At 41.4% G+C, this 21134-nt stretch carries 17 protein-coding genes and 1 pseudogene; 10 read left to right on the forward strand and 8 right to left on the reverse strand.

Annotated elements, in window-relative coordinates; all coding sequences use genetic code 11:
• Positions 1 to 62: 62 nt before the first annotated feature.
• A complete protein-coding gene (locus NSTC731_RS21570; RefSeq protein ID WP_445626732.1) occupies positions 63 to 743 on the reverse strand; it encodes a transposase in 681 nt (226 codons plus the stop codon).
• Positions 744 to 1021: 278 nt separating this feature from the next.
• Here NSTC731_RS21570 and NSTC731_RS21575 point away from each other — a divergent pair, with 278 nt between their 5' ends.
• From NSTC731_RS21575 to NSTC731_RS21585, 3 genes are all read left to right on the forward strand, one after another.
• Positions 1022 to 1417 carry a Pepco domain-containing protein gene (locus NSTC731_RS21575; RefSeq protein ID WP_445626733.1) on the forward strand — a complete coding sequence of 132 codons (396 nt, stop codon included), beginning with the start codon at positions 1022 to 1024 and terminating at the stop codon, positions 1415 to 1417.
• A gap of 1 nt (position 1418) precedes the next feature.
• A complete protein-coding gene (locus NSTC731_RS21580) occupies positions 1419 to 3446 on the forward strand; it encodes an SUMF1/EgtB/PvdO family nonheme iron enzyme (protein WP_445626734.1) in 2028 nt (675 codons plus the stop codon).
• A gap of 200 nt (positions 3447 to 3646) precedes the next feature.
• Positions 3647 to 3769 carry an SUMF1/EgtB/PvdO family nonheme iron enzyme gene (locus NSTC731_RS21585; RefSeq protein WP_445632140.1) on the forward strand — a complete coding sequence of 41 codons (123 nt, stop codon included), beginning with the start codon at positions 3647 to 3649 and terminating at the stop codon, positions 3767 to 3769.
• Positions 3770 to 4273: 504 nt separating this feature from the next.
• On the opposite strand, the gene NSTC731_RS21590 is transcribed toward NSTC731_RS21585, so the two are convergent.
• The gene (locus NSTC731_RS21590; protein ID WP_445626735.1) at positions 4274 to 4816 is read right to left on the reverse strand and encodes an REP-associated tyrosine transposase; all 543 of its coding nucleotides are present in this window, start codon (positions 4814 to 4816) and stop codon (positions 4274 to 4276) included.
• 311 nt (positions 4817 to 5127) lie between these two features.
• On the reverse strand, positions 5128 to 5496 hold the full coding sequence (locus NSTC731_RS21595) for a hypothetical protein (protein ID WP_322695936.1): 369 nt from the start codon (positions 5494 to 5496) through the stop codon (positions 5128 to 5130).
• Positions 5497 to 5672: 176 nt separating this feature from the next.
• On the opposite strand from NSTC731_RS21595, the gene NSTC731_RS21600 reads away from it, so the two are divergent.
• The 5 genes and pseudogenes from NSTC731_RS21600 (at position 5673) to NSTC731_RS21620 (ending at position 10254) form a co-directional block, all read left to right on the forward strand.
• Positions 5673 to 5897 (forward strand): hypothetical protein, encoded by a 225-nt coding sequence (locus tag NSTC731_RS21600; protein WP_445626736.1) that lies wholly within the window; start codon positions 5673 to 5675, stop codon positions 5895 to 5897.
• A 462-nt stretch (positions 5898 to 6359) separates the two neighbouring features.
• Positions 6360 to 7652, forward strand: coding sequence for an ATP-binding protein (locus NSTC731_RS21605; RefSeq protein WP_445626737.1), 1293 nt, complete (start codon positions 6360 to 6362; stop codon positions 7650 to 7652).
• On the forward strand, positions 7642 to 9426 hold the full coding sequence (locus NSTC731_RS21610; RefSeq protein ID WP_445626738.1) for a tetratricopeptide repeat protein: 1785 nt from the start codon (positions 7642 to 7644) through the stop codon (positions 9424 to 9426). Before NSTC731_RS21605 ends, NSTC731_RS21610 begins: the two co-directional genes overlap by 11 nt.
• Before the next feature lie 91 nt (positions 9427 to 9517).
• Positions 9518 to 9931 (forward strand): annotated as a pseudogene (locus NSTC731_RS21615) (XisH family protein).
• Entirely contained in the window at positions 9919 to 10254 is a 336-nt protein-coding gene (locus NSTC731_RS21620) for a XisI protein (RefSeq protein ID WP_445626739.1), read from the forward strand. Before NSTC731_RS21615 ends, NSTC731_RS21620 begins: the two are co-directional and overlap by 13 nt.
• A gap of 142 nt (positions 10255 to 10396) precedes the next feature.
• Here NSTC731_RS21620 and NSTC731_RS21625 read toward each other — a convergent pair whose 3' ends face one another.
• The 5 genes from NSTC731_RS21625 to NSTC731_RS21645 all read right to left on the reverse strand — a co-directional run bounded on the left by NSTC731_RS21625 (position 10397) and on the right by NSTC731_RS21645 (position 18463).
• Positions 10397 to 11470, reverse strand: coding sequence for a PstS family phosphate ABC transporter substrate-binding protein (locus NSTC731_RS21625; RefSeq protein WP_445626740.1), 1074 nt, complete (start codon positions 11468 to 11470; stop codon positions 10397 to 10399).
• 257 nt (positions 11471 to 11727) lie between these two features.
• Positions 11728 to 12885, reverse strand: a complete 1158-nt coding sequence (locus NSTC731_RS21630) for a protein kinase domain-containing protein (RefSeq protein ID WP_445626741.1) — start codon at positions 12883 to 12885, stop codon at positions 11728 to 11730.
• A 1848-nt stretch (positions 12886 to 14733) separates the two neighbouring features.
• A complete protein-coding gene (locus NSTC731_RS21635; protein WP_104909637.1) occupies positions 14734 to 15360 on the reverse strand; it encodes a cytochrome c oxidase subunit 3 in 627 nt (208 codons plus the stop codon).
• Between the two features lie 120 nt (positions 15361 to 15480).
• Positions 15481 to 17217, reverse strand: a complete 1737-nt coding sequence (ctaD, locus tag NSTC731_RS21640) for a cytochrome c oxidase subunit I (protein ID WP_445626742.1) — start codon at positions 17215 to 17217, stop codon at positions 15481 to 15483.
• A gap of 154 nt (positions 17218 to 17371) precedes the next feature.
• Complete coding sequence (locus NSTC731_RS21645) at positions 17372 to 18463, reverse strand: cytochrome c oxidase subunit II (RefSeq protein ID WP_445626743.1); 1092 nt, start codon at positions 18461 to 18463, stop codon at positions 17372 to 17374.
• Positions 18464 to 18867: 404 nt separating this feature from the next.
• Between NSTC731_RS21645 and NSTC731_RS21650 the strand changes: the two genes are divergently transcribed.
• Both NSTC731_RS21650 and NSTC731_RS21655 read left to right on the forward strand, forming a co-directional pair.
• Positions 18868 to 19803, forward strand: coding sequence for a COX15/CtaA family protein (locus NSTC731_RS21650; protein ID WP_445626744.1), 936 nt, complete (start codon positions 18868 to 18870; stop codon positions 19801 to 19803).
• Between the two features lie 316 nt (positions 19804 to 20119).
• A complete protein-coding gene (locus NSTC731_RS21655) occupies positions 20120 to 21073 on the forward strand; it encodes a heme o synthase (protein WP_445626745.1) in 954 nt (317 codons plus the stop codon).
• Positions 21074 to 21134 lie beyond the last annotated feature (61 nt).

The following is a 21134-nucleotide window of genomic DNA, read 5'->3' on the forward strand; positions in this document are numbered from 1 at the left end:
TCGAACACAGGAAGAAGATGCGATGAATCAAACACAGGAAAAAGACGCGATGAATCGCGTCTCTACAAGGGGGGATGGGGTGGTTGTTCGCGATCGCTTTCCCAATTAATTGGGTTATTGATAATATATTGTCTAATTTGATCGAGGGCGAATTGGTTGCGAATTATATTGTCATGAAACCTTTCTTGCCACCCAAAACCTTCATAAATTTGATTAATTTCAAATGTACATCGTCCTTTGTACCATCTAATAATTTTAGAAAGGGAATTTTTAGACAACATCGGGTTAAATAACCCAGTAACCCCACCTCGTTGCATATCCCCCCTTGTAGAGACGCGATTCATCGCGTCTTCTTCCTGTGTTCGTGGATTCATCGCGTCTCCTTCTCGTATTTGATTAATAATCAAAATTCCATGAATATGATTAGGCATGACACAAAACGAATCTATCTGGCAATTAGAAAAATAATTAGGAATCTCGTACCACAATTTATGAACAATTTCTCCAATTAGCGATCGCTGCATTTCACCCTGCACAACCTCACCAAAAAAGCATTTTTTAGCGTCGGTGCAAATAGTAACGAAATATCCGGCATTACTGGTATAACTCCATGCTGGTAAGCGTGTTGAATCAATTCGATATTTACCTTTGTATTTGGGTTTGTTGTTTTGTGGTTGAGGATCGTAATGATTCATAATTGCATAAATTTTGATATCAAAATTTATGCAATTATTGCTTTGCATTGATGTAATTGCCAACCCAAAAAACTCGGAATTGTTCGCGCTATGTAAATGATGGGAAGGAAGAAGACGCGATGAATCGCGTCTCTACAAGGGGGCGATCGTTTTTGCGATCGGATCGGACGTGATAGATTTACGAGACGCTTACGAGATGGGATGAATCGCGTCTTTGCAAGGGATTGCTGCTTCTACTACCCTGAAATTTCTTAATAATCGGAATCGCTATCTCTACCGTTGTATCTGTATTTATGGGAAAATTTCATCTAAATATTTAAGGTAATATGTCAGAAACACCTCAAGACGACGGCATTTGGATTGTTACCGATGAAACGCCGCAAATAGCAATTCCTGACGGTGCTAAAGGCGGGAGTGGTAATACACGGGGTTGGGGAGACGAAACTATCAGGGAAAGTATTGGTAGCAAAGGCGTAGGAGATGCGGTTAAGGTTAGCGCTCAAACATTAGAGCAAAATATGACTCACTTTCTCAAAGTTGTGGGGAGTTTGTTTAGTCAAGCCGAACAGCAAGCAAAAGTCAACTCCAAGATGCAGCTAGATGAAATTGAATTGTCGGTAGAAATTAGTGCAGATGGAGAAGTTAAATTAATTGGCAATGGTGCAAAAGCTGGGACTAAAGGAGCAATTAAGCTGAAGTTCAAGCGCCAAGAACCAGGGTAAGATGGCAAAAAATTGGGCGATCGCGATCGGAATTAACCAGTATGATTATCTGCAACCGCTAAACTATGCCAAGCGGGATGCACAGTTAATGCAGGAGTTTCTAGGGAATGAAGCCGGTTTTGAGCGGATATTCTTTTTCTCGGATGACTCCCCTGATGTTGCTGGAAAATCGACTCGCCCAACTCGCACTAACTTGTTGCGAATCTTGCGGCAGTTATTTGAGAATCCCTTTATGGGAGCAGGAGATAATTTCTGGTTTTTCTTCAGTGGTCATGGGATAAGATACGCTGACCGTGATTATCTCATGCCCTGTGATGGCGATCCAGAGGATATTGAAAATACGGCAATTGCGATTAACTTTGTCACTGAACGCCTGCGTCGCTGCGGTGCTGATAACGTTGTCTTAATTCTGGATGCTTGTCGCAATGAAGGTAAAAAAACAGGTGAAGGAATTGGGCGACAAACCGCCGAAGAAGCACGTCAACAAGGAGTTATCAGCATTTTTTCTTGTATTCCTCAAGAGTATTCTTATGAAATTGAGGCTTTACAACAAGGTGCTTTTACTACTGCATTACTAGAAGGATTAGGAATTCAAGGTAAATGCGCTACTGTTGAACGATTGGATCAATATCTCAAGTTTCGCGTGCCTGAACTGGTTCGCCAGTATAAGAATACAAGGCAAACGCCTTATCTTATTGCTGAACCTGTGAATAAATCTCACCTAATACTTGTGCCACGATATGCAACCCTAGCAGATATCGCCACGTTGAAAAACGATGCTTACCAAGCAGAAGTAAACAGGAATTTAGATTTAGCAGAGCAATTATGGATTCGGGTATTAGCTGCGGCTTCAGGGCAAGATATGGAGGCGGTGAGAGGTTTACAAAGAATTGCTCAGTTGCGAAATAGTTCTGCAATTCCTGATTTATCTCAGCAAACAATTCCACAAGCATCTAAATCAGTTACAAATATATCTATAAGTCAACCTCTTCAAACACCTCCCAAGGAAACCTCACCAATTACTAATACTCAGACTTCTGGTGCGGGACAATTTTCAACATCTACAATTCCAACACCTTCAACGCCATCAACAAAACCAATATTACCTAACTGGTCACGGCGAAAGGTGATTCAAACTGTTGGGTTTGCGGGTGCTGGGTTGGGTTTGGCAATTGTAGTACCGCGTATCTGGCGGTCTGATTCAGGAACAACTACACCAACAGCGATACCAGCAGCTACAGGTGAACCAACAACTACACCAGTAGCTACACCAAAAATAAAACAGCAACCAAAAGGCTTTGTGGCAGACTTAAAAAATGGTGTCACCCTGGAAATGGTGCAGATACCAGGGGGAACCTTTATGATGGGTTCGCCGGAAAAAGAAGCAGAGAGAAATGAAAATGAAAGTCCACAACATGAGGTAAAAGTACCTGGGTTCTTCATGGGTAAATATGAAATCACCCAGGCGCAATATCAAGCAATTATGGGTAATAATCCTTCCAACTTCAAGGGTGAGCAACGACCTGTAGAACAGGTAAGTTGGGATGATGCAGTAGAATTTTGTAAAAAATTGAGCCAAAAAATAGGAAAAACCTATCGACTACCCAGTGAAGCGGAGTGGGAATATGCTTGTCGGGCTGGAACCAAGACCCCGTTTTATTTTGGTGAAACGATTACCACAGATTTAGTTAACTACGACGGTAACTATCCTTATGGCTCTGTACCAAAAGGTGAATTTCGTCAACAAACAACAAATGTAGGAAAATTTCCACCAAACTCTTTCGGTTTATACGATATGCATGGTAATGTATGGGAATGGTGTCGAGATGTATATAATGACAATTACCAGGGTGCGCCAAAAGATGGTAGTCCGTGGCTGACTGGTAAAGATAATGACATAAAGCTGCTGCGTGGCGGTAGTTGGTACTACGATGCCTGGAATTGCCGTTCTGCCAATCGCTACTTCAACGAGGGCGCGATTCGTTACAACCATGTTGGTTTTCGTGTGGTGGCGGTGGCTGTGGCGTGAGGATTCCTTGCCCTTTACACTCTTCCCCTTTTGCCCTCTGCACTTCTTATTCTTTTCCCTTTTTTACTCTCCGCCGTAAGCGGTTAAAAATTTTTTTTCAAGAAAGTTGTATCTTGATATCATAACTATTATACACTACATTTAATCAAATTTCTCACTTAGTTTGAGAATTTGAGCATGGGGCAGGTCGTTTTTAGCTGCTGCGTGGCGGTAGTTGGATCAACAATGCCAGGAATTGCCGTTCTGCCAATCGCAATAGGAACGCGCGCGCGAATCGTAACAACAATGTTGGTTTTCGCTTGGTGGCGGTGGCTGTGGCGTGAGTACTCCCTAAAGTCAGAGTCGGTAAGTGGGAATTTATCGAGCGTACACCAGGGAGTCCAGACCTGAACCAGCGAGGAAAGCGACAACCTCCGAATATAAAACCGAGTCGGATAGCTTGGTAGGTTGCAAAACCGAACAGTTGTTCGACTCAATTAATTCTGCGAGATTGCGACTTTTTGAAAAAATAATTCGTAGGTTGGGTTGAGGCTTTGCGAAACCCAACATTACCCTTCATAATACCCAAGGCTGATGTTGGGTTGCGCTTCGCTTAACCCAACCTACAATTAAGTAATTCGTAAGTTGGGTTAAGGAACAAAACCCAACATTACCCATCATAATAGCCAACGCTGATGTTGGGTTGCGCTTAGTTTAACCCAACCGACAATTTCAGCTAGGAATTCGTAAGTTGGGTTAAGGAACGAAACCCAACATTACCCATGATAAAATCCAACGCTGATGTTGGGTTTCACTTCGCTTAACCCAACCTACAATTTAAGCGATATCTACTCTTTACCGATATCAGAATCAAATACAATTGCTTGCCCAGCACCCCACGTAATATCATACATACCCTGACGAACAGAACGATGAAAACTGGAATATTCCCAATCTTTTGGAGCTTTCACTAAACCGTGTTTGACAGGATTGTAGTGAATATATTCAAGGTGATTTTTAAAATCTACCTCGTCTCTAATCAAGTGTTCCCAAAAACGACGCTGCCAAATACCTCGCTCTTTTTTATTTTGCCTAGAGGTAGATAAGTTTTCCTGTGATAAAGTAATGCACTGGCGACTAAAATAGCTTTTGATCAAACGCCAACGAGTAGAAAAATTGCAATCCCCCTGTGGTAATGTCCAAATACAGTGCAGATGATCCGGTAATAAAACAAAGCCATCAATTATAAATGGGTGTTGTCGCATTACATACCGAAAAACATTTTTTAATAAAGATACGTTAGTAGGTAAGCATAATAGTCTTTGTCTTTTATATGTTACGAGTGTAAAAAAGTAAGTGCCACCTTCGATTGTGGCTCGGCGATATTGCATTGTGTTAATTTTATGATGGTTGAGTTACGCTTTTGATACCAAAGTATTGGTATAAAGGATACCGTCAATTTATTTCTGTTGAAATGTGAGTTAAGAAATGAGCGAAGCGCAACCCAACAGACCAAAGTAGATGTTGGGTTTCGTCCCTCAACCCAACCTACAATTAAGTCTAATTTGGGGTTTGACAATACCTTTAGCTATGTCAAAAATCACTAGAGACGCTCAGAAGTTAAGCGGTAGAATGTAGGATCGTGGTGCGTTATCACAAAGGTCAACGCACCCTTATCTAAAGAAACGGCGAGTCCAAACAATCACTTCACAGATGCCACTGTTTGGTTTACTACTGGGCGTGGTTTCTTGCGGTCTGACCTGCGGGTTCCACCAGCCATCTCATATTCATCACTATTTTTGCCATAGTGAGATGCAACGTTTAACAGCATTTGCTCAGAATAAGTATTCAACTCACGTTCTGCTTCTATTAATGCGTTGTGTGTCTTATTTACTACTGTTTGTGCTTGATTATAAGCGGCTAGCTTTTCTCTTAACTCAACTACTTTAGTGTTGTAAGTAGCAATTGAAAACCCATTACTAAAGTCTAACTCAGGGTTAATTGTCTGCATTCCTTCAATCCTTCGTTCAGCTTTGGTCAGCGACATGGAGTTTCGTTTGCGTTGCGTCATATAGTTTTCCTGTTTCGATTAATTTATAAATAACCCGGATGTTATACACTGAGTTATTTATATATCATCAAAATACGCAACAAGCGGATGCAGCAGCCACAGTGAAGTTACAGAATTATAAAAGCATGGATGGCATTAGCTAACTAGATAGATGCGGGTATATTTGCTGAAATTCGTTGAGAAAAGCTGGTTTTAAAGTCACAAAAGCTGGTTTTGAAGTCGCAAAAGCTGGTTTTGAAGTCGCAAAAGCTGGTTTTGAAGTCGCAAAAGCTGGTTTTGAAGTCGCAAAAGCTGGTTTTGAAGTCGCAAAAGCTGGTTTTGAAGTCGCAAAAGCTGGTTTTGAAGTTGCAGTATCTCATGTAAGGACGCAATTTATCGCGTCTAAAAGACTGACACGTTAGAGAGACGCGATAAATCGCCGTCTCTACAGATAATGTATTTGTCAATTATTCTTTGACAGACTACTCACTAATAGTAACAACAGCTACTATTGCATCGGCTAGAGGGAGATGAGACGAAGTACGCTAAAAATTTATTTTTCTAACTGAAAATTTTATTTTATTTATGTGTTAAGTAGCTTTCAGGATGTTATCTGTATAATCTATCATTCAGTTTGAATTATCGAATGTATCATCTATCATTCAGTCTGATTGATTATTGACCCCTGCTACTTATTTATCGGTTGAAAGTTGGAAATTATGGTATCTCTTTTTAAGACATAACATACCACTCACCTAGTAGTTATTTATTAAGGGAATTTGAGAAGTTATGTAAGCATACTCTATCCTAGACATGACCTAAACTTGTGCTTCAAAAATCATGAGCCATTATATGAATAGTTAGCACGTTAACAGCACTATCCAATGTCTCAAGACTTATTAAACTCCTTTCAAGAAGCATACAGCAATCTCGAACTGTTTCCGTTAATGGAACGGAACGAAATGGAAAGATTTCGAGTCGAATATGGTGATGATTTGATTGCAGACCTGAACCAATTAGTAGAAGATAGTCCTAATGGAGATGGCAAAATTGTCTTTACAGGACATCGGGGATGTGGTAAGTCTACTTTGTTAGCTGAATTTAGCCGACAAATTCAAAATAAATATTTTGTAGTTCTCTTTTCTATTGCCGATAAAATTGAAATGTCGGCGGTTAATCATATTAATATACTGTTTGCGATCGCAGTTAATTTAATGACAGAGGCAGAAGCTCGCAAAGTTGATATTCCGCAATCTACTAAAGAAGCTCTTTATAAGTGGTTCGCTACCCGCACTCGCACTGAAGAATCCAATTTGCAAGCGGAAGTAAGTATAGGTTTTGACCTTTTAAAGTTGATTAGTTCTAAATTAAAAGCTGATGCCAGCGTTCGGGATGAAATTAAGCAAGAATTTGAACGCAAGTTATCAGATTTAGTTGCCAGAATTAATGAAATTGCTGCCCTAATTCAAGCTGCAACTAAACAAAACGTTTTAGTAATTATTGATGATTTAGATAAACTTGACTTGGGCAGAGTTAACGAAATTTATCGAGATAACATTAAAGCTCTCTGTCAACCTAACTTTCAAATTATTTACACTATCCCGATCGCAGTCCTTCGAGAAACATTTATTAGCACAATAATTGCCACTGAAACCAACGATCAAGTTGTAGCAATGCCTGTCTTAAAAATATTTGATAAAGGTAAAAATCGCTTACCAAATGCCCAACCTCGCCCGGAAGCAACAAAGATTCTCGGTGAAGTTTTACAAAAGCGGATTCCTAATGAATTAATCGCAGCAGATACGGCTGAAAAAATCGTAATTTATAGTGGTGGCGTACTACGAGAATTAATTCGGATTTCTAAGGAATGTTGCCGTATATGTTTGCGAACTATCCGGCGAAATCCTTCAGCCAAAGTTATTATTGATGATAAAATTCTTTTGCAAGCAATCAATAAAATTCGCAATGATTTTTCGATCCGGTTAGGAAAAACTGATATCGATATTTTGCAGAGTGTGTATGAACAATTTATGCCCAACGACCCCAAACAAGCAGAGTTTTTAGATTTGTTACATGGACTATATGTTCTAGAATATCGCACTGATGAAACTTGGTATGATGTTCATCCCATTATTATCGAAAGCTTGAGAAGACAGGGAGCCATTAATGTTAAATGAAGAATTATTAGATGATGAAGGAGAAAATCAGGATGCCTATGATGATTTAATTGTTTCTATTGAAGCTCAAAAGCGGGGATTAAATTTACTGATTGCGGTTTGCGATGATGCTAGCTTTCGCGATGAGATAATTATTCAATATGAAGCTGAATTACAACCAGCCTTCGGTGCATATCGAGTAACTTTAGCACGTCAGGAACCTAGCCTGAAAGCTGCTCTTAACCAACTGGTACAACAAGAAGAATATCTCTGTCAACAAAACCCGGCGGTAATCACTGTGACGGGTGCTGAACAATTGTATTTTCTCAGGTTAGGAAATGAGCAATCGGAACAGGAGAAATTTTTTGGTTACTTACAGTGGACTAGGGAAGGATTGCGCGAATTTCCATTTGCGATCGTGCTTTGGGTAACTAATCAAATTTTAGTCAACTTAATTAAAAAAGCTCCTGATTTTTGGAGTTGGCGCAACGGTGTATTTCGGTTTGAATCTCAAAAAACAAATGCTATTCCTGGTAAAGAATTAGAAAATATCCGCTTTGTTTTTCGAGATACAGAATTAGCTAGCACAGATACTAATGAAACTAATCGCTTTTTCTTACCGATTCAAGATTTACAAAGGTTAATTGAGAAAGTAGAACAAGAACGGGGAACTAAAGACCCCACCTTGGCTACGTTATACTCAAGATTGGGCGATATTTACCACAGCAGATTAGATCGGGGTGAATCTCAAAATTATCAAGAAGAACAGGAATTAGCAATTAAATATTGGCGTAAAGCGAGTGAGTTACAAAATGAATTGGGTTTGCAGATAGACTTAGCTAATAGCCTCAACAATTTAGCAGGAATATATCGTGCAACAGGAAACTACAGCGAAGCCGAACCCTTATATAAACAAGCTTTAGAACTGAGAAAACGCCTGTTAGGAGAAAATCATCCGGCTTTTGCTACTAGCCTGAATAATTTGGCAGGACTTTACAAATCTACTGGACAATATAGTAAAGCAGAACTTCTATATCAACAAGCTTTAGAACTGAGGAAAGGATTGTTAGGAGAACACCATGCCGATGTCGCTGCCAGTCTGAACAATTTGGCATTACTATATGATGAACAAGGACGTTATGACGAAGCAGAACCTCTATATTTGCAATCATTAGAACTCGAAAAACGTCTGCTGGGTGAAAATCATCTTTCTTTTGCTCTGATACTGAATAATTTAGCGCTACTTTATTATCATCAAGGACGCTACAGTGAAGCTGAACCTTTATCGCAACAAGCAATAGAATTAGATAAGCGATTTTTGGGAGAAGAAAATCCTGATGTTGCCACAGATTTGCACAATTTAGGTTTAATATACCGCGCTCAAGGACGCTACAGTGAAGCGGAATCTTTGTTTTTGCAATCATTAGAACTCAAGCAGCGTGTATTACAAAAAGCGCATCCGCTATTAGCAGATACGATCTATGCTCTTGGTTATATGTACAGAGAGCAGGGACGTTACAATGAAGCGGAACCCTTATGTATAAAAGCCTTAGAGCTTGATAAGCACCTATTGGGAGAAAATCATCCCAATGTTGCCGAAAGTCTCAATAATCTGGCAGAAATTTATCGTGCAACTGGACGTTACAGTGAAGCAGAACCGCTTTATTTGCAAGCTTTAGATATTTGTGAACGAGTCTGGGGTGTAAATCATCAGCGTAGTGTTACTGTTCGTCAAAATTTAGAGAAACTTGCCGCAGCAATGGAGAATAATGGAGAGTGCGAGCGCACTGCATAGAGCAAAAATCTAATTTTGGGTTCAGCTAAACGTTAAAATATCATAAAAATAGAATGTTTTCATTTTGAGACTCTAATTTAGAGATAGCAAAATGGCTAAAGATGTTTTCCATCAACAGGTAAAACAAGCATTAATCAAAGATGGGTGGATAATTACTCACGACCCTTTTACAATTCGTGTTAGTGAAGCGATTAAACTACAAATATTAGCGGCTGAAAATGCCATTGCCGCAGAACGGAATACAGAGAAAATAGCTGTTTAAATTAAGAGTTTTATTGCAGATTCAGATATCAGTGAATTTCATACTGCACTCGGACAATATTTGAATTACTGCCAAGCTCTTGAAGAAAAAGAAGCAGACAGAGTGCTTTATTTAGCTGTTCCTATCGAAACATATCAAGACTTTTTCCAACTTTTTTTTGTCCAACGCACCCTTCATCGTTATCAAGTTAAATTGATAATTTACGACCCCAAACGTGAGGAAATTCGGCTATGGATAAAATAGAACGCTATCGACAATTTATTAAACAAATTCTCAGCGAACATCAACAAATCACGTCTAATACCGATACTGTCAAATCACAATTAATTTTAGACAACGAAAACAACCATTATCAACTAGCTTACGTTGGCTGGCAAGGAGATAAGCGGGTGTTTGGCCCAGTCATGCATTTTGATATTCAAGATGGTAAAATATGGATTCAGTATAACGGTACAGAAGAGTCTGTTGCTGAACGATTGGTTGAGTTAGGTGTACCCCCTTCTGATATTGTTATTGGGTTCCATTCTCCTTTTAAGCGCCAGTTTACTTCTTATGCTGTCGAGTGAACTTCAACTCAAGCGATGAATAAATGAATATTGAACAAGCAGTGAATAAATAGAAAAGCGATCGCTTTCCCTAAATACCCGATTTGTTTAAGAGGTCGGGTATCTCTGGAAAGCTTGCTCAATTATCCTTCAAATAAATCTACTAGCGAACGCCAACGAAACCAGCTTGCTCAATTGCTCTTTGTCCCTGATCGGTTAATAAAAGATTGGCATAAGCATTTCCAATCTGCTGTTCTGAACCTTTATTCTGCTTAATAATCACAAACAAATTAGCAATCATCGGATAGCTGCCATTTTCGATCGCCTGAGTATTTAGCTGGTTGCGCTGACGCGGACACTTTTCAGGCGAAACCATCGGCGTTTGATAGGGGGTAATTAGCCGATCGGAAGTCTGACCCAATGGTAAAGCCTTCACGCTACATTGAAAGACTACCGAACGGGCAGAAGCATAATACACACCACCAGGGGTTTTACTGACTTGGCGCACTGCCTCTGTAGCCGAGTAGACATATTGCACATTAGAGCCAAATGCTTGTCCTTTTAAGTCACTATTGTTAGGAAATATTACTGTATCTGCGTCTTCTGGTCGTTGCGAAAAAGCTGTGATCGGTAGATTTGGCCCGCCGACTTGATTCCAGTTAGTAATTTTGCCTAAATAAATTTGCTGCAATTGGTCAACAGTTAAACCAGGCACATTGAGTGATGGGTTGACTACCACTGCTATCCCATCTTTACCCACCTGACGTTCCTCAAGGGTAAAGCCTCGCTCTTTTGCCGTAGCTTGTTCTTCATCCGTCAGGGGACGGGAGGACTGAGCAAAGTCTATTTTCCCATCAAGCAACATCCGAATGCCGGAGCTAGAACCAGGACTACCATTAACAGGGTTTACGTAACGTAATCGTAGTTCCGGGCGATCGCTCTGGATCTGAGAATCTACCAATTGCCGAATAGATGCCCAAGCGGTACTACCTCCGTAGTTGAATGATGCAGTGGGAACATCAGCAACTGTCTGAAAAGTTGATTCATTCTTAGAGATGCGATTTAAATTTTGATTAGAGGAATTAACGCTGTTGGGAGACGATAAATTTGGCTTCAATAACCACCAAAGTAATCCGCCAATAACCATAAGTGTGAGAACTTTACCAATAATCAAACCTCTCAGAAAGAGGGAGATTTCACTGTTAATTAAAGCTTTTCTTTGATTTGTATTGTCCATATTTTTAAATATTGTTTCATTGTATTTATCTTACAGGAATATCTAAGTATTTATCCTACAGTCATCATGAAATATTTAAATTCAAACTAAATTTGTAATAGCTAGTTAATAGACAGTCTGATGATTGCTGCTAGATAATTAATTTTTCTAATTTAGTGAAATTAAATTTATTCTTTGGTAGTTTTTGCAATGGTGCAATTGCTTTGAGAGATTCTTCTGTTATGTGCTGATTTTAGCTAGTAGACTACTTGTATTAGTTAATGACGGGAACTCAACCTTTCTATAAAACTCTTTAGTGGAGTAGGTTGGTTTGGAAGCGATGTCCCCGTATTAATGAATGTATAAATTAAAACTATTACTATCAAACTCGTAGTTGCACCAAGACCAATGCCCAGTAGCAAAATAAAGTTTCTATAAGTTAGCAAATAGGTATCATCAGCCTTGTGGTTGATGTCAGCAGATTGGGAAGACTGTGATAACGCTACATCAGAATTAAGTGCTTGTAAAGCTTCTGTGGCAGACTGATAACGCTGGTTGTAGCGATCGCGAACCATTGTATCTAAAATATTTGCCAGAGCATCACTTACCTCTGCCTTGTCGCGCCAGATAACTTCTCCAGTAGTGGGATCTTCTGGTAATTGCTCAGGCATTAAGCCTGTTAAAGCTTGGATGCCAATCATCCCGACTGCATAAACATCGCTGCAAAGTTTTGGCTTTCCCTTAGCCTGTTCGCTTGGCATATAGCCAGGAGTGCCAACCGCAATTGTTAAGCCTGCTCCCAAAGCACCAATTTTCTTAATACTGCCAAAATCAATTAGCACAATCTTGCGATCGGAGTACCGCCGCATTAAGTTTTGAGGCTTAATATCTCGGTGAATAATATCGTGTTGGTGGACGAAAGCCAGTACTTCTAGGATGTCTTTTAATAAATTTACGACTGTATTCTCGTTCAGACGCTGACCTGGGACAATTTCTTGAGTCAAGGCATGACCGTCAATATATTCCTGAACTAAATAGAAATCTCCGTTTTCATTAAAATGAGCAAACAGTCTCGGAATTTGCTCGTGGTTGTTGCCTAGCTGGTATAAAACTTCTGCTTCCCGATCGAATAGCTTTTTAGCAATGGGTAGAACAGCAGGGTTAGAATCTTTTGGATGGAAATGTTTGACCACACAATGAGGTTGTCCTGGTAAATCCAAGTCAATGGCCAAGTAGGTATCACCAGAACCGCCACTTCCTAACTGTTTGACAATCTCAAAGCGATTCCGAAGTGTTTTTCTGTTTAAAGAGGAGCGATGTCTGTTACCTATAGCACCCCCTACTAAGTAAGTGTTACCAGATTCTCCGCTTCCCATCACTTTGACAGTTTCAAAGCGACTTCGGAGTGTTTTTCTGACTAGAGGGTTCTGGCTCATGTGGCGTATACTACTTCTTAATTTACTGACCATTCAGAGCTTGAGTGAGGTTATCAATAACTGCTTGCCGTTAGATTTGCCGATCTTTGCGGCAGTTAGCCATCGCGCGACTTATCCTTTGGATACCTTTGGTGGTTAGTTGCTTGACTGCTTTGTTGAATACCCTTACAAATATCTTAATACAAAATTAATTTATGAAATACTTCTGTAATAATATTACCACTTAAGTAAATTTAACACTAGTCCACAATTTAACTACTGTGGACAGAGAATAATATTTATGAGTTAAGATGGTTAATTCTTTTAACTGCTAAGTCTGATTACTGACGAAACCTTGAGCAGTGAAATTTAAAGGCACAAATAGCAATTAAAGTGTTCGCTAGAATTTTTCATCAGATTGTAGTCGTTACTAACTGCGATCGCGTTGTCAGATCGATGTGAGTTTGACGAAAAAACTAAAAAAGATTGGGTAAGTTTTTGAGATAGTTATGTGCAACTTTTAGATCGCTCACACATTTTACGATCTCGATCTACTAATGATTCTGGCAAATCTTTAATGCGTATTCGCTTCCATAAAATGCCACAATTAATATGTGTCATACCAATTGTTAAAAAAATCCATCCCTACCTATTCTTAGCAAGGGGAGGGTGCGCGTCAGCGCAGGTTGGGTATCTGTCGTAAACATTTTTGGAATTGGTATCAAATACTTCAATAGACCTCTTGCAGAAGTCGAATAGACCCCCCTTAATCCCCCCGATATATTAGGGGAAAACCTAAAACATTGCCCCTTTCCCTTATGAAGGGGAGGGTTGGGGAGAGGTGATTCAAGGGTTTTTGCAAAAGGTCTAATGAAAAAGCAAAATTACGAATTACAATACTTGCAATCTCTCGAATAACTTCAAATTCTTCTACTTTTATGACTAGAAGAAATATTAGAACTGTATTTTATTAAATTAAATCCGTATAAATTTGCGAACTTTCTTTATTTATTGGTTTACTTAGTCCTTATAACATTAATTTACAGTATATTAACTGGTTCTTCAATACTTTCTTTAAAACATCCTACTTTTCCGACTTTTCCCACCTTTGACTTCACTTAATTTTTGTATCACTTCCAATCACTCAGTTGCATCTAGCAAAAGTAATACTTGGAATAAATAGTCGAAGCTGATTTTTAGATATTTTTATTTAATACCAATTCGTAATTAAGAAAGTTTTATATGGCATGGCTTTCGGGTTTTGAAAGTGTTGCCTCATTTTAGAGAATTGATATAACTTTTTTTAGGCAGCTAATAAATATGCCTTATTTATGTTTCTAACCTTTGTATAAGGCAACACAAAAAAAATTTACTAGTGCGGCAAGTTGAATTTATTGGGTTGAATAATTCTGTTAATGATTAGATTTTGGTTTTTGTGAGTTTTTTAAACCCAACATTTTAAGCATTTCACGCTAGTAGGTTGGATTAAGAAAAGCGCAACCCAACAAAGTCCTGCAAATAGTTAGGTTACTCTTCGAGAAGCCCCTTCGGGTCTACGTTTCTCAAACGCCACTTGCTACCCGAAGGGAACGCTAAAAGCGTAGCTTGGTTCCCCGTAAAGGTAAAAATCGGGAAACCGGGCGCAGTGGCTTCCCAACCTATATAGTTTAAGGGACATCTTGCAAAAGTAAGAAATGCCAAGAAGTCTCAGGTTTTTGGGGCTAACCCAAGCATATTGTTGTATGAGGGTAGCACTTCTACGTCTTTATACTCATTTTCACAAAGATTTTTATTCTGTTAATTAAAAAAGCCCCCTAGTGGGGGCTTATTAAGTTGTCCGCGTGGATTAAACAACTAGTTAATTAATACTTACAGTAGATACAGTAATCCGAACAAAATAATCCAAATTACGTCAACGAAGTGCCAATAGATTTCGGCTGCTTCAATGCCAAAGTGCTTTTCGTTACTATAGTGACCCGGAAGGCGCGATCGCCACAACACAGCAACAATCGCCAAAACGCCGATAGTCACGTGCAATCCGTGGAAACCAGTTAAAACGTAAAATGCACTAGCAAATAAATTGGTAGTTAAACCAAATTCTAAATGGGTATATTCATATACTTGACCAACCAAGAAGATAGCACCCATTGCAGCGGTAATTGCTAACCAGATTTGCGCACCCCGCGCATCGTTCTTTTTGATAGCAGTATCGGCATTGTGCATGACAAAACTACTAGAAATTAGATTGATGGTGTTGACTCCAGGTAACAAAAGTTCTAATTCTGGAGTACCTGCTGGCGGCCATGCAGGTAAGGTAGCACGGAAAGCCAAATAGGCTCCGAACAACCCCATAAAAATCATCCCTTCAGCAATTAGGAAGACAATTAGCCCAAACATCCGATGGTCTGGATGTTCTTCATGATGACCGACGGACGCTTCCGCTGCATGGTGATGATTTAGTTCGGTTTTAGCTGGGTCAATAGTTTGACTTTGCATGAATTTTTATCAGTGGGGAATGGGGAATGGGGACTGGGGACTGGGGAGCAGGGAGCAGGGAGCAGGGAGCAGGGGGAGAATTACTCATTACTCATTACTCATTACTCATTACTCCTAACTCTATTTCCGGTCTTCGGAATTAGCAGCAACCGCCGAGTCGGGTTCTGCTCTTAGTACTGAGTTGGGCCCGCCAGATAAGACGGGATTGGGATCGGATAAAGGTACACCTTCATTAGTATTTTCCAAACCGTAGTCGTAGGGGCCTGTAGCTAGTACTGGGGTTCGATCGAAATTCTCGATCGCAGGTGGTGATGTAGTCATCCACTCTAAGGTAAGTGCCCTCCAAGGATTATTACCAGCTTTTTCGCCGTATAACCAACTCCAAATCGCATTAATGATGAAGGGAAATGTTGAAACTGCTAGTATGTAAGCGCCGTAAGTGCAGATTTCGTTGATAAAGGTAAATTTGGGGTCATACTGAGCGACGCGGCGGTTCATGCCCATTAATCCCAGTTTGTGCATTGGTAAGAAGGTCATATTTAGACCAACTATTGTTAAGGCAAAGTGAACTTTACCCCAAAATTCGTTCACCATTCGTCCCGTCATTTTTGGGAACCAGTGGTAAATGCCTGCATAAATCCCTAACACGCTACCGCCAAAGAGCACGTAGTGTAAGTGTGCTACCACAAAATAGGTGTCGTGGACATGAATATCAAAAGGCACTGCTGCCAACATTACGCCACTGATCCCGCCGATGACAAAGGTGCCGACAAAGCCAATAGCGAACAACATGGCAGTATTAAGCTGGATTTTTCCGCCCCACATGGTTGCTAGCCAACTGAATATTTTAATTCCCGTAGGTACGGCAATGATCATCGTGGTGATCATAAAGAACATCCGCAACCAACCGGGGATACCGCTGGTAAACATGTGGTGCGCCCAAACAATTAGCCCCAGAAAGCTAATGGCAAGAGACGAATAAGCGATCGCTTTATAGCCAAAAATCGGCTTGCGGGAATGCACCGGGATAATTTCTGAAATTGCCCCAAAGAAAGGCAAAATCATGATGTAAACGGCTGGGTGGGAATAAAACCAGAACATATGCTGATACACAACTGGGTCGCCACCCCCAGTCGGGTTAAAAAATGTCGTTCCTGCGAATAAGTCAAAAGCCAGCAAAATTAAACCAGCTGCTAACACTGGTGTAGATACCAAAGTCAGCGCCGAGGTAGCAAACATCGCCCAGCAGAACAACGGCATTTGATGAACCCCCATACCGGGGATACGCATTCTGAGCAATGTCACCAAGAAATTGATTGCCCCTAGAATCGATGACGTACCTAGTAAGAGAACGCTCATAATCCAAATTCCCTCACCGACTTGACCTGTCACCAAGCTCAGGGGAGGGTAGGAAGTCCAACCTGCATCCGGTGCATCGCCTACCACTAAACTGACGATCAACAATAAACCCGCAGGGGGAATCATCCAAAAGGCAACAGCATTCAAGCGCGGAAATGCCATATCCTTTGCCCCAATCATCAAAGGGATGAGGAAGTTAGCAAAACCCGCACCAGCTGGCACGATCCACAAGAAAATCATGATCGTGGCGTGCAGCGTAAATAAGCTGTTGTAGACTTCAGGGGTGACGAAATCGACTTCTGGGGTTCGCAGTTCTGTACGAACCAAGTCAGCCATTACGCCACCGATACAGTAAAAAATGAATGTAGTGACTAGGTATTGAATCCCAATCACCTTATGGTCGGTGTTGAAACTAAAGTAGTCTTGCCATTTTCTGATCCCTGGCTCCTCAACAAGAGCAGGGGTGTTGGCAGTTTCTTGCACTTGAGCTTGGGTCATTTGTCACTTGTACTGAGCGTAGTCGAAGTATTTGTCCTTTGTCACTTGTCCTTTGTCACTTGTCTTTTGTCCTTTGTCATTTGTCCTTTGTCATTGGTATGAGTACTAATGACCAGTGACTAATGACTAATGACTAATGACTAATGACTAATGACTATTTGTGAACTTGATGGAGGATTTCTGGCTGAATTCCCATGTCCTTGGTGTAAGGGGCGAGAAATTCATTTGGGGATAGATCGGCAGGATTAACCGCAACGGCTTGATTTAGTGTTTCTTTGCTGGCAACTAGTTGTTCTTGCACCCATTTGTCAAAGGCTTCTTGTGGCTCAACGACTATTGGCGCTCTCATCGCACCGTGGTAGGGGCCACAAAGTTCAGCACAGATTAGGGTATAGTCTCCTGCTGTTTTGGGGGTGAAGCGAATCTCGCTTTGCCTACCAGGGATCGCATCTTGTTTCAGGCGGAATTCTGGAACCCAAAAGGCGTGGATGACATCGTTGGCGGTCATATTGATTTCCACTTCTCGCCCGATGGGGACGTGCATTTCACCTGTAGTTATACCAGTTTCAGGATAGGTGAAAATCCAGGCATATTGTAGACCAGTGACGTTGACTTGTAATTGTGCTGGTTTGCCTGCTTTATCAGGAGTTCCCCCAATCGTCGGGGCAACACTACCGACACCTGGGGCATTCCGCTTTTGCGGAATTTGGTCAGCATTACGAACTGCTGCCGTAGCTGGATCTTGCATTGCCTCATCAGATTTTTCTTGATTGAGGTTGGGTTCGGTGCTGGGAGGAGTATCGTTTAAAGTTGCGGCGATAGCACTCCCATGCCCTGGCATTTTCATCGACTCCTGATTCATCATCGGCGCTTCATGAATAGCATGGGGATCAAAGCCACCGATTTCGTTGTAGACATCAAAGCTGTAAACAGAAATACCGATAACGATAATTGCTGGGATCGCCGTCCAGAGAATTTCTAGAGGTATATTGCCTTCAACTGGTGGGCCGTCTTCATTATCACCTGCACGCCGACGATATTTAAATGCAGAGTAAATTAAAACACCTTCGACGATTAGGAATATACCTGTAGAAACGACCATCATCGCGTTGAACAGACCATCCACCAATACGGCTTCATCTGTGGCTGCTGCTGGCAACAGACCGTGATTTTGACCGTACCAAAGGCTAGCGAGCGTTAGCACGATGCCAATGAGTAATGTCCAGATTGAACTTGGAATCTTCACGGCTTACTTAATTGAATTTACTACGTTATCTTAAAGCTGCTCACTTACTAAGGTAGTCTAGGCTGTCAGACATGGGCGAGAAAGGTCTGAAATTTTTATTAATTTTTTTGGCTATTTTACTAATTTTGAGTATGAGTTTACTATCATACAACGCCAAAAATAGATGCAAATCAGTAAAAAAATTTAAGGAAAAATTTAGGATGTTTAAATTAATTGCCATTCACCAATTTCTCACATCTTGAAAAATACCTAAAGCTTCAGGCAAAACCTTGTTGGAGTGATTCAAAGTATAAGTGAGTGCTAATCTATAAAACCTTAGCCTATACGCTAGGGTGAAGATAGGACGCTAAAAGAAAATTGAAAATTTTAAGAGAGCCACCAAGAACGGGCAGAAGGTATCATTGATGAGCGAATTTGTCCTACAACAACAAAATGAAGCGGCGCTTCAGCAGCAAAAGCCCAAGGAAATGATTCGTCGCTTGGTGTGGAAAATATGCATAGCCACCTTAATTTTGATGGCAATAGGCAGCGCCACCCGTGTGATGAATGCTGGGCTGGCTTGCCCAGACTGGCCCTTATGCTATGGCGAACTGGTGCCAGCCAAGCAAATGAATCTCCAAGTGTTTTTGGAGTGGTTTCACAGATTGGATGCAGCTTTAATTGGTGTAAGCGCGATCGCACTCTTTGGTTTGTCCTGGTGGCATCGTCGTTTCTTACCCAGATGGCTGCCTTGGGCATCTACATTCGCCCTGTTTTTAATTGTCTTCCAAGGTATCTTGGGGGGACTCACCGTTACCGAACTGTTGCGGTTTGATATCGTTACCGCTCATTTAGGAACGGCGCTGTTGTTTTTTACCACCCTCCTGATTATCGGCACAGCACTCACACCCTATCAGGGGACTGGAACCGTTGGTAAGTTGCCTTGGATTGGTTTAACTGCTGCTGTTCTGGTTTACCTGCAAAGTCTACTAGGTGCTTTGGTAGGCTCTCGCTGGGCGCTACACCAATGTCTCGGCGGTTCTCAACTTTGTACGGTAATGTACAGCCATATTGCTGGTTTGGTGCCGCCAACAGTAGCAACCTTGGCAATGGTATTTATCTGTTGGCGGACACCAGCACTACATCCAGCCTTACGGCGACTGGCAAATATGGCTGGTGGGTTGTTAACCTTACAAATCTTGTTGGGATTCGCCACCTTCAAATTACACCTCCAAGTCGAGCCTCTCACAGTCTCTCACCAAGCTATAGGAGCTACTTTGCTGGGTACTTTGGTGGCTTTCACAGTTCTCGCACTGCGTGACTCAGTTAGTGCTGAGTCACGAGTGCTGAGTGCTGAGTAGGGAATGGAGGAGATGAGGGAGCAGGGGGAGTAGGGGGAGCAAGGGGAGCAAGGGGAGCAAGGGAAGAAATAACTCCTAACTCCTAACTCCTAACTCTTGTACAGACGCGATTAATCGCGTCTCTACTGTTAACTCCTAACTCCTAACTCAGCACGGGCTAAACGCCCCGCTATCGCTAACAGCACTGATGGAAAGCGCAACGGCGAGTATTGCGACCCACGCAGGTGCAGAAAATCTGTGTTTTCGTTTGCCTGAAAGAGCCACCTTGAGCGGGGGCTGCATATAAGTTGTTGAAAAATAAGGAACCAGAGCCAAAATGATTGAGACTAATGTCTCTCGCCACCACGGAACATTTTTACAGGTAATTCAAAGTTACTACCAGCTAACCAAACCTCGGATTATTCCGTTGCTTTTAATTACCACGGCTGGAAGTATGTGGATTGCTGCTAAGGGAGAAGTAGACCCATTGTTGTTGCTAGTAACTCTCACTGGTGGCACAATGGCTGCTGCAAGCGCCCAGACGATCAACTGTGTCTATGACCGGGATATTGATTATGACATGGAGCGGACGCGTCATCGTCCGATGCCTTCCGGTAAGGTGCAGCCACGCGATGCTCTAATTTTTGCGATCGCACTGGCAACACTTTCCTTTACACTCCTAGCAGTATTTGCCAATTTATTAGCCGCCTCGCTAGCCTTTTCTGGCATCGTCTTTTATATTTTGGTCTATACCCACTGGCTAAAACGCCACACCCCTCAGAATATCGTGGTTGGTGGTGCGGCTGGGGCAATTCCGGCTTTAGTGGGTTGGGCTGCTGTCACGGGGACATTAAGCTGGTCAGCATGGCTGATTTTTGCCATCGTCTTTTTATGGACACCACCCCATTTCTGGGCGCTAGCTCTGATGATTAAAGATGACTACGCAAAAGTTGGGATACCAATGTTACCTGTGATTGAAGGTACTACGGCAACTGTAAAGCAGATTTGGTACTACACGCTGGTAACAGTATTTGCAACCGTGTTATTGGTATATCCCTTGGGCGCGAGTGGAATTCTTTATGCTGCGATCGCCCTCAGTCTGGGAGGATTATTTATCCACAAATCTTGGCGGTTGTTGCAAAATCCAGAGGATCGCACTGTCGCTAGAGAGTTGTTTCTCTATTCGATCTCCTACATGATGCTGTTGTGTCTGGGGATGGTAGTTGATAGTCTTCCCGTTACCCATAATTTAATTAATGCAGCGATCGATCGTCTGCATTTTATTGTTTAGGGGATAGAAAATTTAGCGATCGCGTTTGGTAAAGGGGCGCGATCGCATTTTCGGAAATTAA

The sequence above is a fragment of the Nostoc sp. DSM 114167 genome, assembly GCF_052692655.1.

What these genes read in the sequence shown, in the direction of transcription:
- NSTC731_RS21570 (WP_445626732.1), bottom strand. Translation starts at nt 743, where the DNA reads ATGCAAAGCAATAATTGCATAAATTTTGATATCAAAATTTATGCAATT.
- NSTC731_RS21575 (WP_445626733.1), top strand. Translation starts at nt 1,022, where the DNA reads ATGTCAGAAACACCTCAAGACGACGGCATTTGGATTGTTACCGATGAA.
- NSTC731_RS21580 (WP_445626734.1), top strand. Translation starts at nt 1,419, where the DNA reads ATGGCAAAAAATTGGGCGATCGCGATCGGAATTAACCAGTATGATTAT.
- NSTC731_RS21590 (WP_445626735.1), bottom strand. Translation starts at nt 4,816, where the DNA reads ATGCAATATCGCCGAGCCACAATCGAAGGTGGCACTTACTTTTTTACA.
- NSTC731_RS21595 (WP_322695936.1), bottom strand. Translation starts at nt 5,496, where the DNA reads ATGACGCAACGCAAACGAAACTCCATGTCGCTGACCAAAGCTGAACGA.
- NSTC731_RS21605 (WP_445626737.1), top strand. Translation starts at nt 6,360, where the DNA reads ATGTCTCAAGACTTATTAAACTCCTTTCAAGAAGCATACAGCAATCTC.
- NSTC731_RS21610 (WP_445626738.1), top strand. Translation starts at nt 7,642, where the DNA reads ATGTTAAATGAAGAATTATTAGATGATGAAGGAGAAAATCAGGATGCC.
- NSTC731_RS21620 (WP_445626739.1), top strand. Translation starts at nt 9,919, where the DNA reads ATGGATAAAATAGAACGCTATCGACAATTTATTAAACAAATTCTCAGC.
- NSTC731_RS21625 (WP_445626740.1), bottom strand. Translation starts at nt 11,470, where the DNA reads ATGGACAATACAAATCAAAGAAAAGCTTTAATTAACAGTGAAATCTCC.
- NSTC731_RS21630 (WP_445626741.1), bottom strand. Translation starts at nt 12,885, where the DNA reads ATGAGCCAGAACCCTCTAGTCAGAAAAACACTCCGAAGTCGCTTTGAA.
- NSTC731_RS21635 (WP_104909637.1), bottom strand. Translation starts at nt 15,360, where the DNA reads ATGCAAAGTCAAACTATTGACCCAGCTAAAACCGAACTAAATCATCAC.
- ctaD (WP_445626742.1), bottom strand. Translation starts at nt 17,217, where the DNA reads ATGACCCAAGCTCAAGTGCAAGAAACTGCCAACACCCCTGCTCTTGTT.
- NSTC731_RS21650 (WP_445626744.1), top strand. Translation starts at nt 18,868, where the DNA reads ATGAGCGAATTTGTCCTACAACAACAAAATGAAGCGGCGCTTCAGCAG.
- NSTC731_RS21655 (WP_445626745.1), top strand. Translation starts at nt 20,120, where the DNA reads ATGATTGAGACTAATGTCTCTCGCCACCACGGAACATTTTTACAGGTA.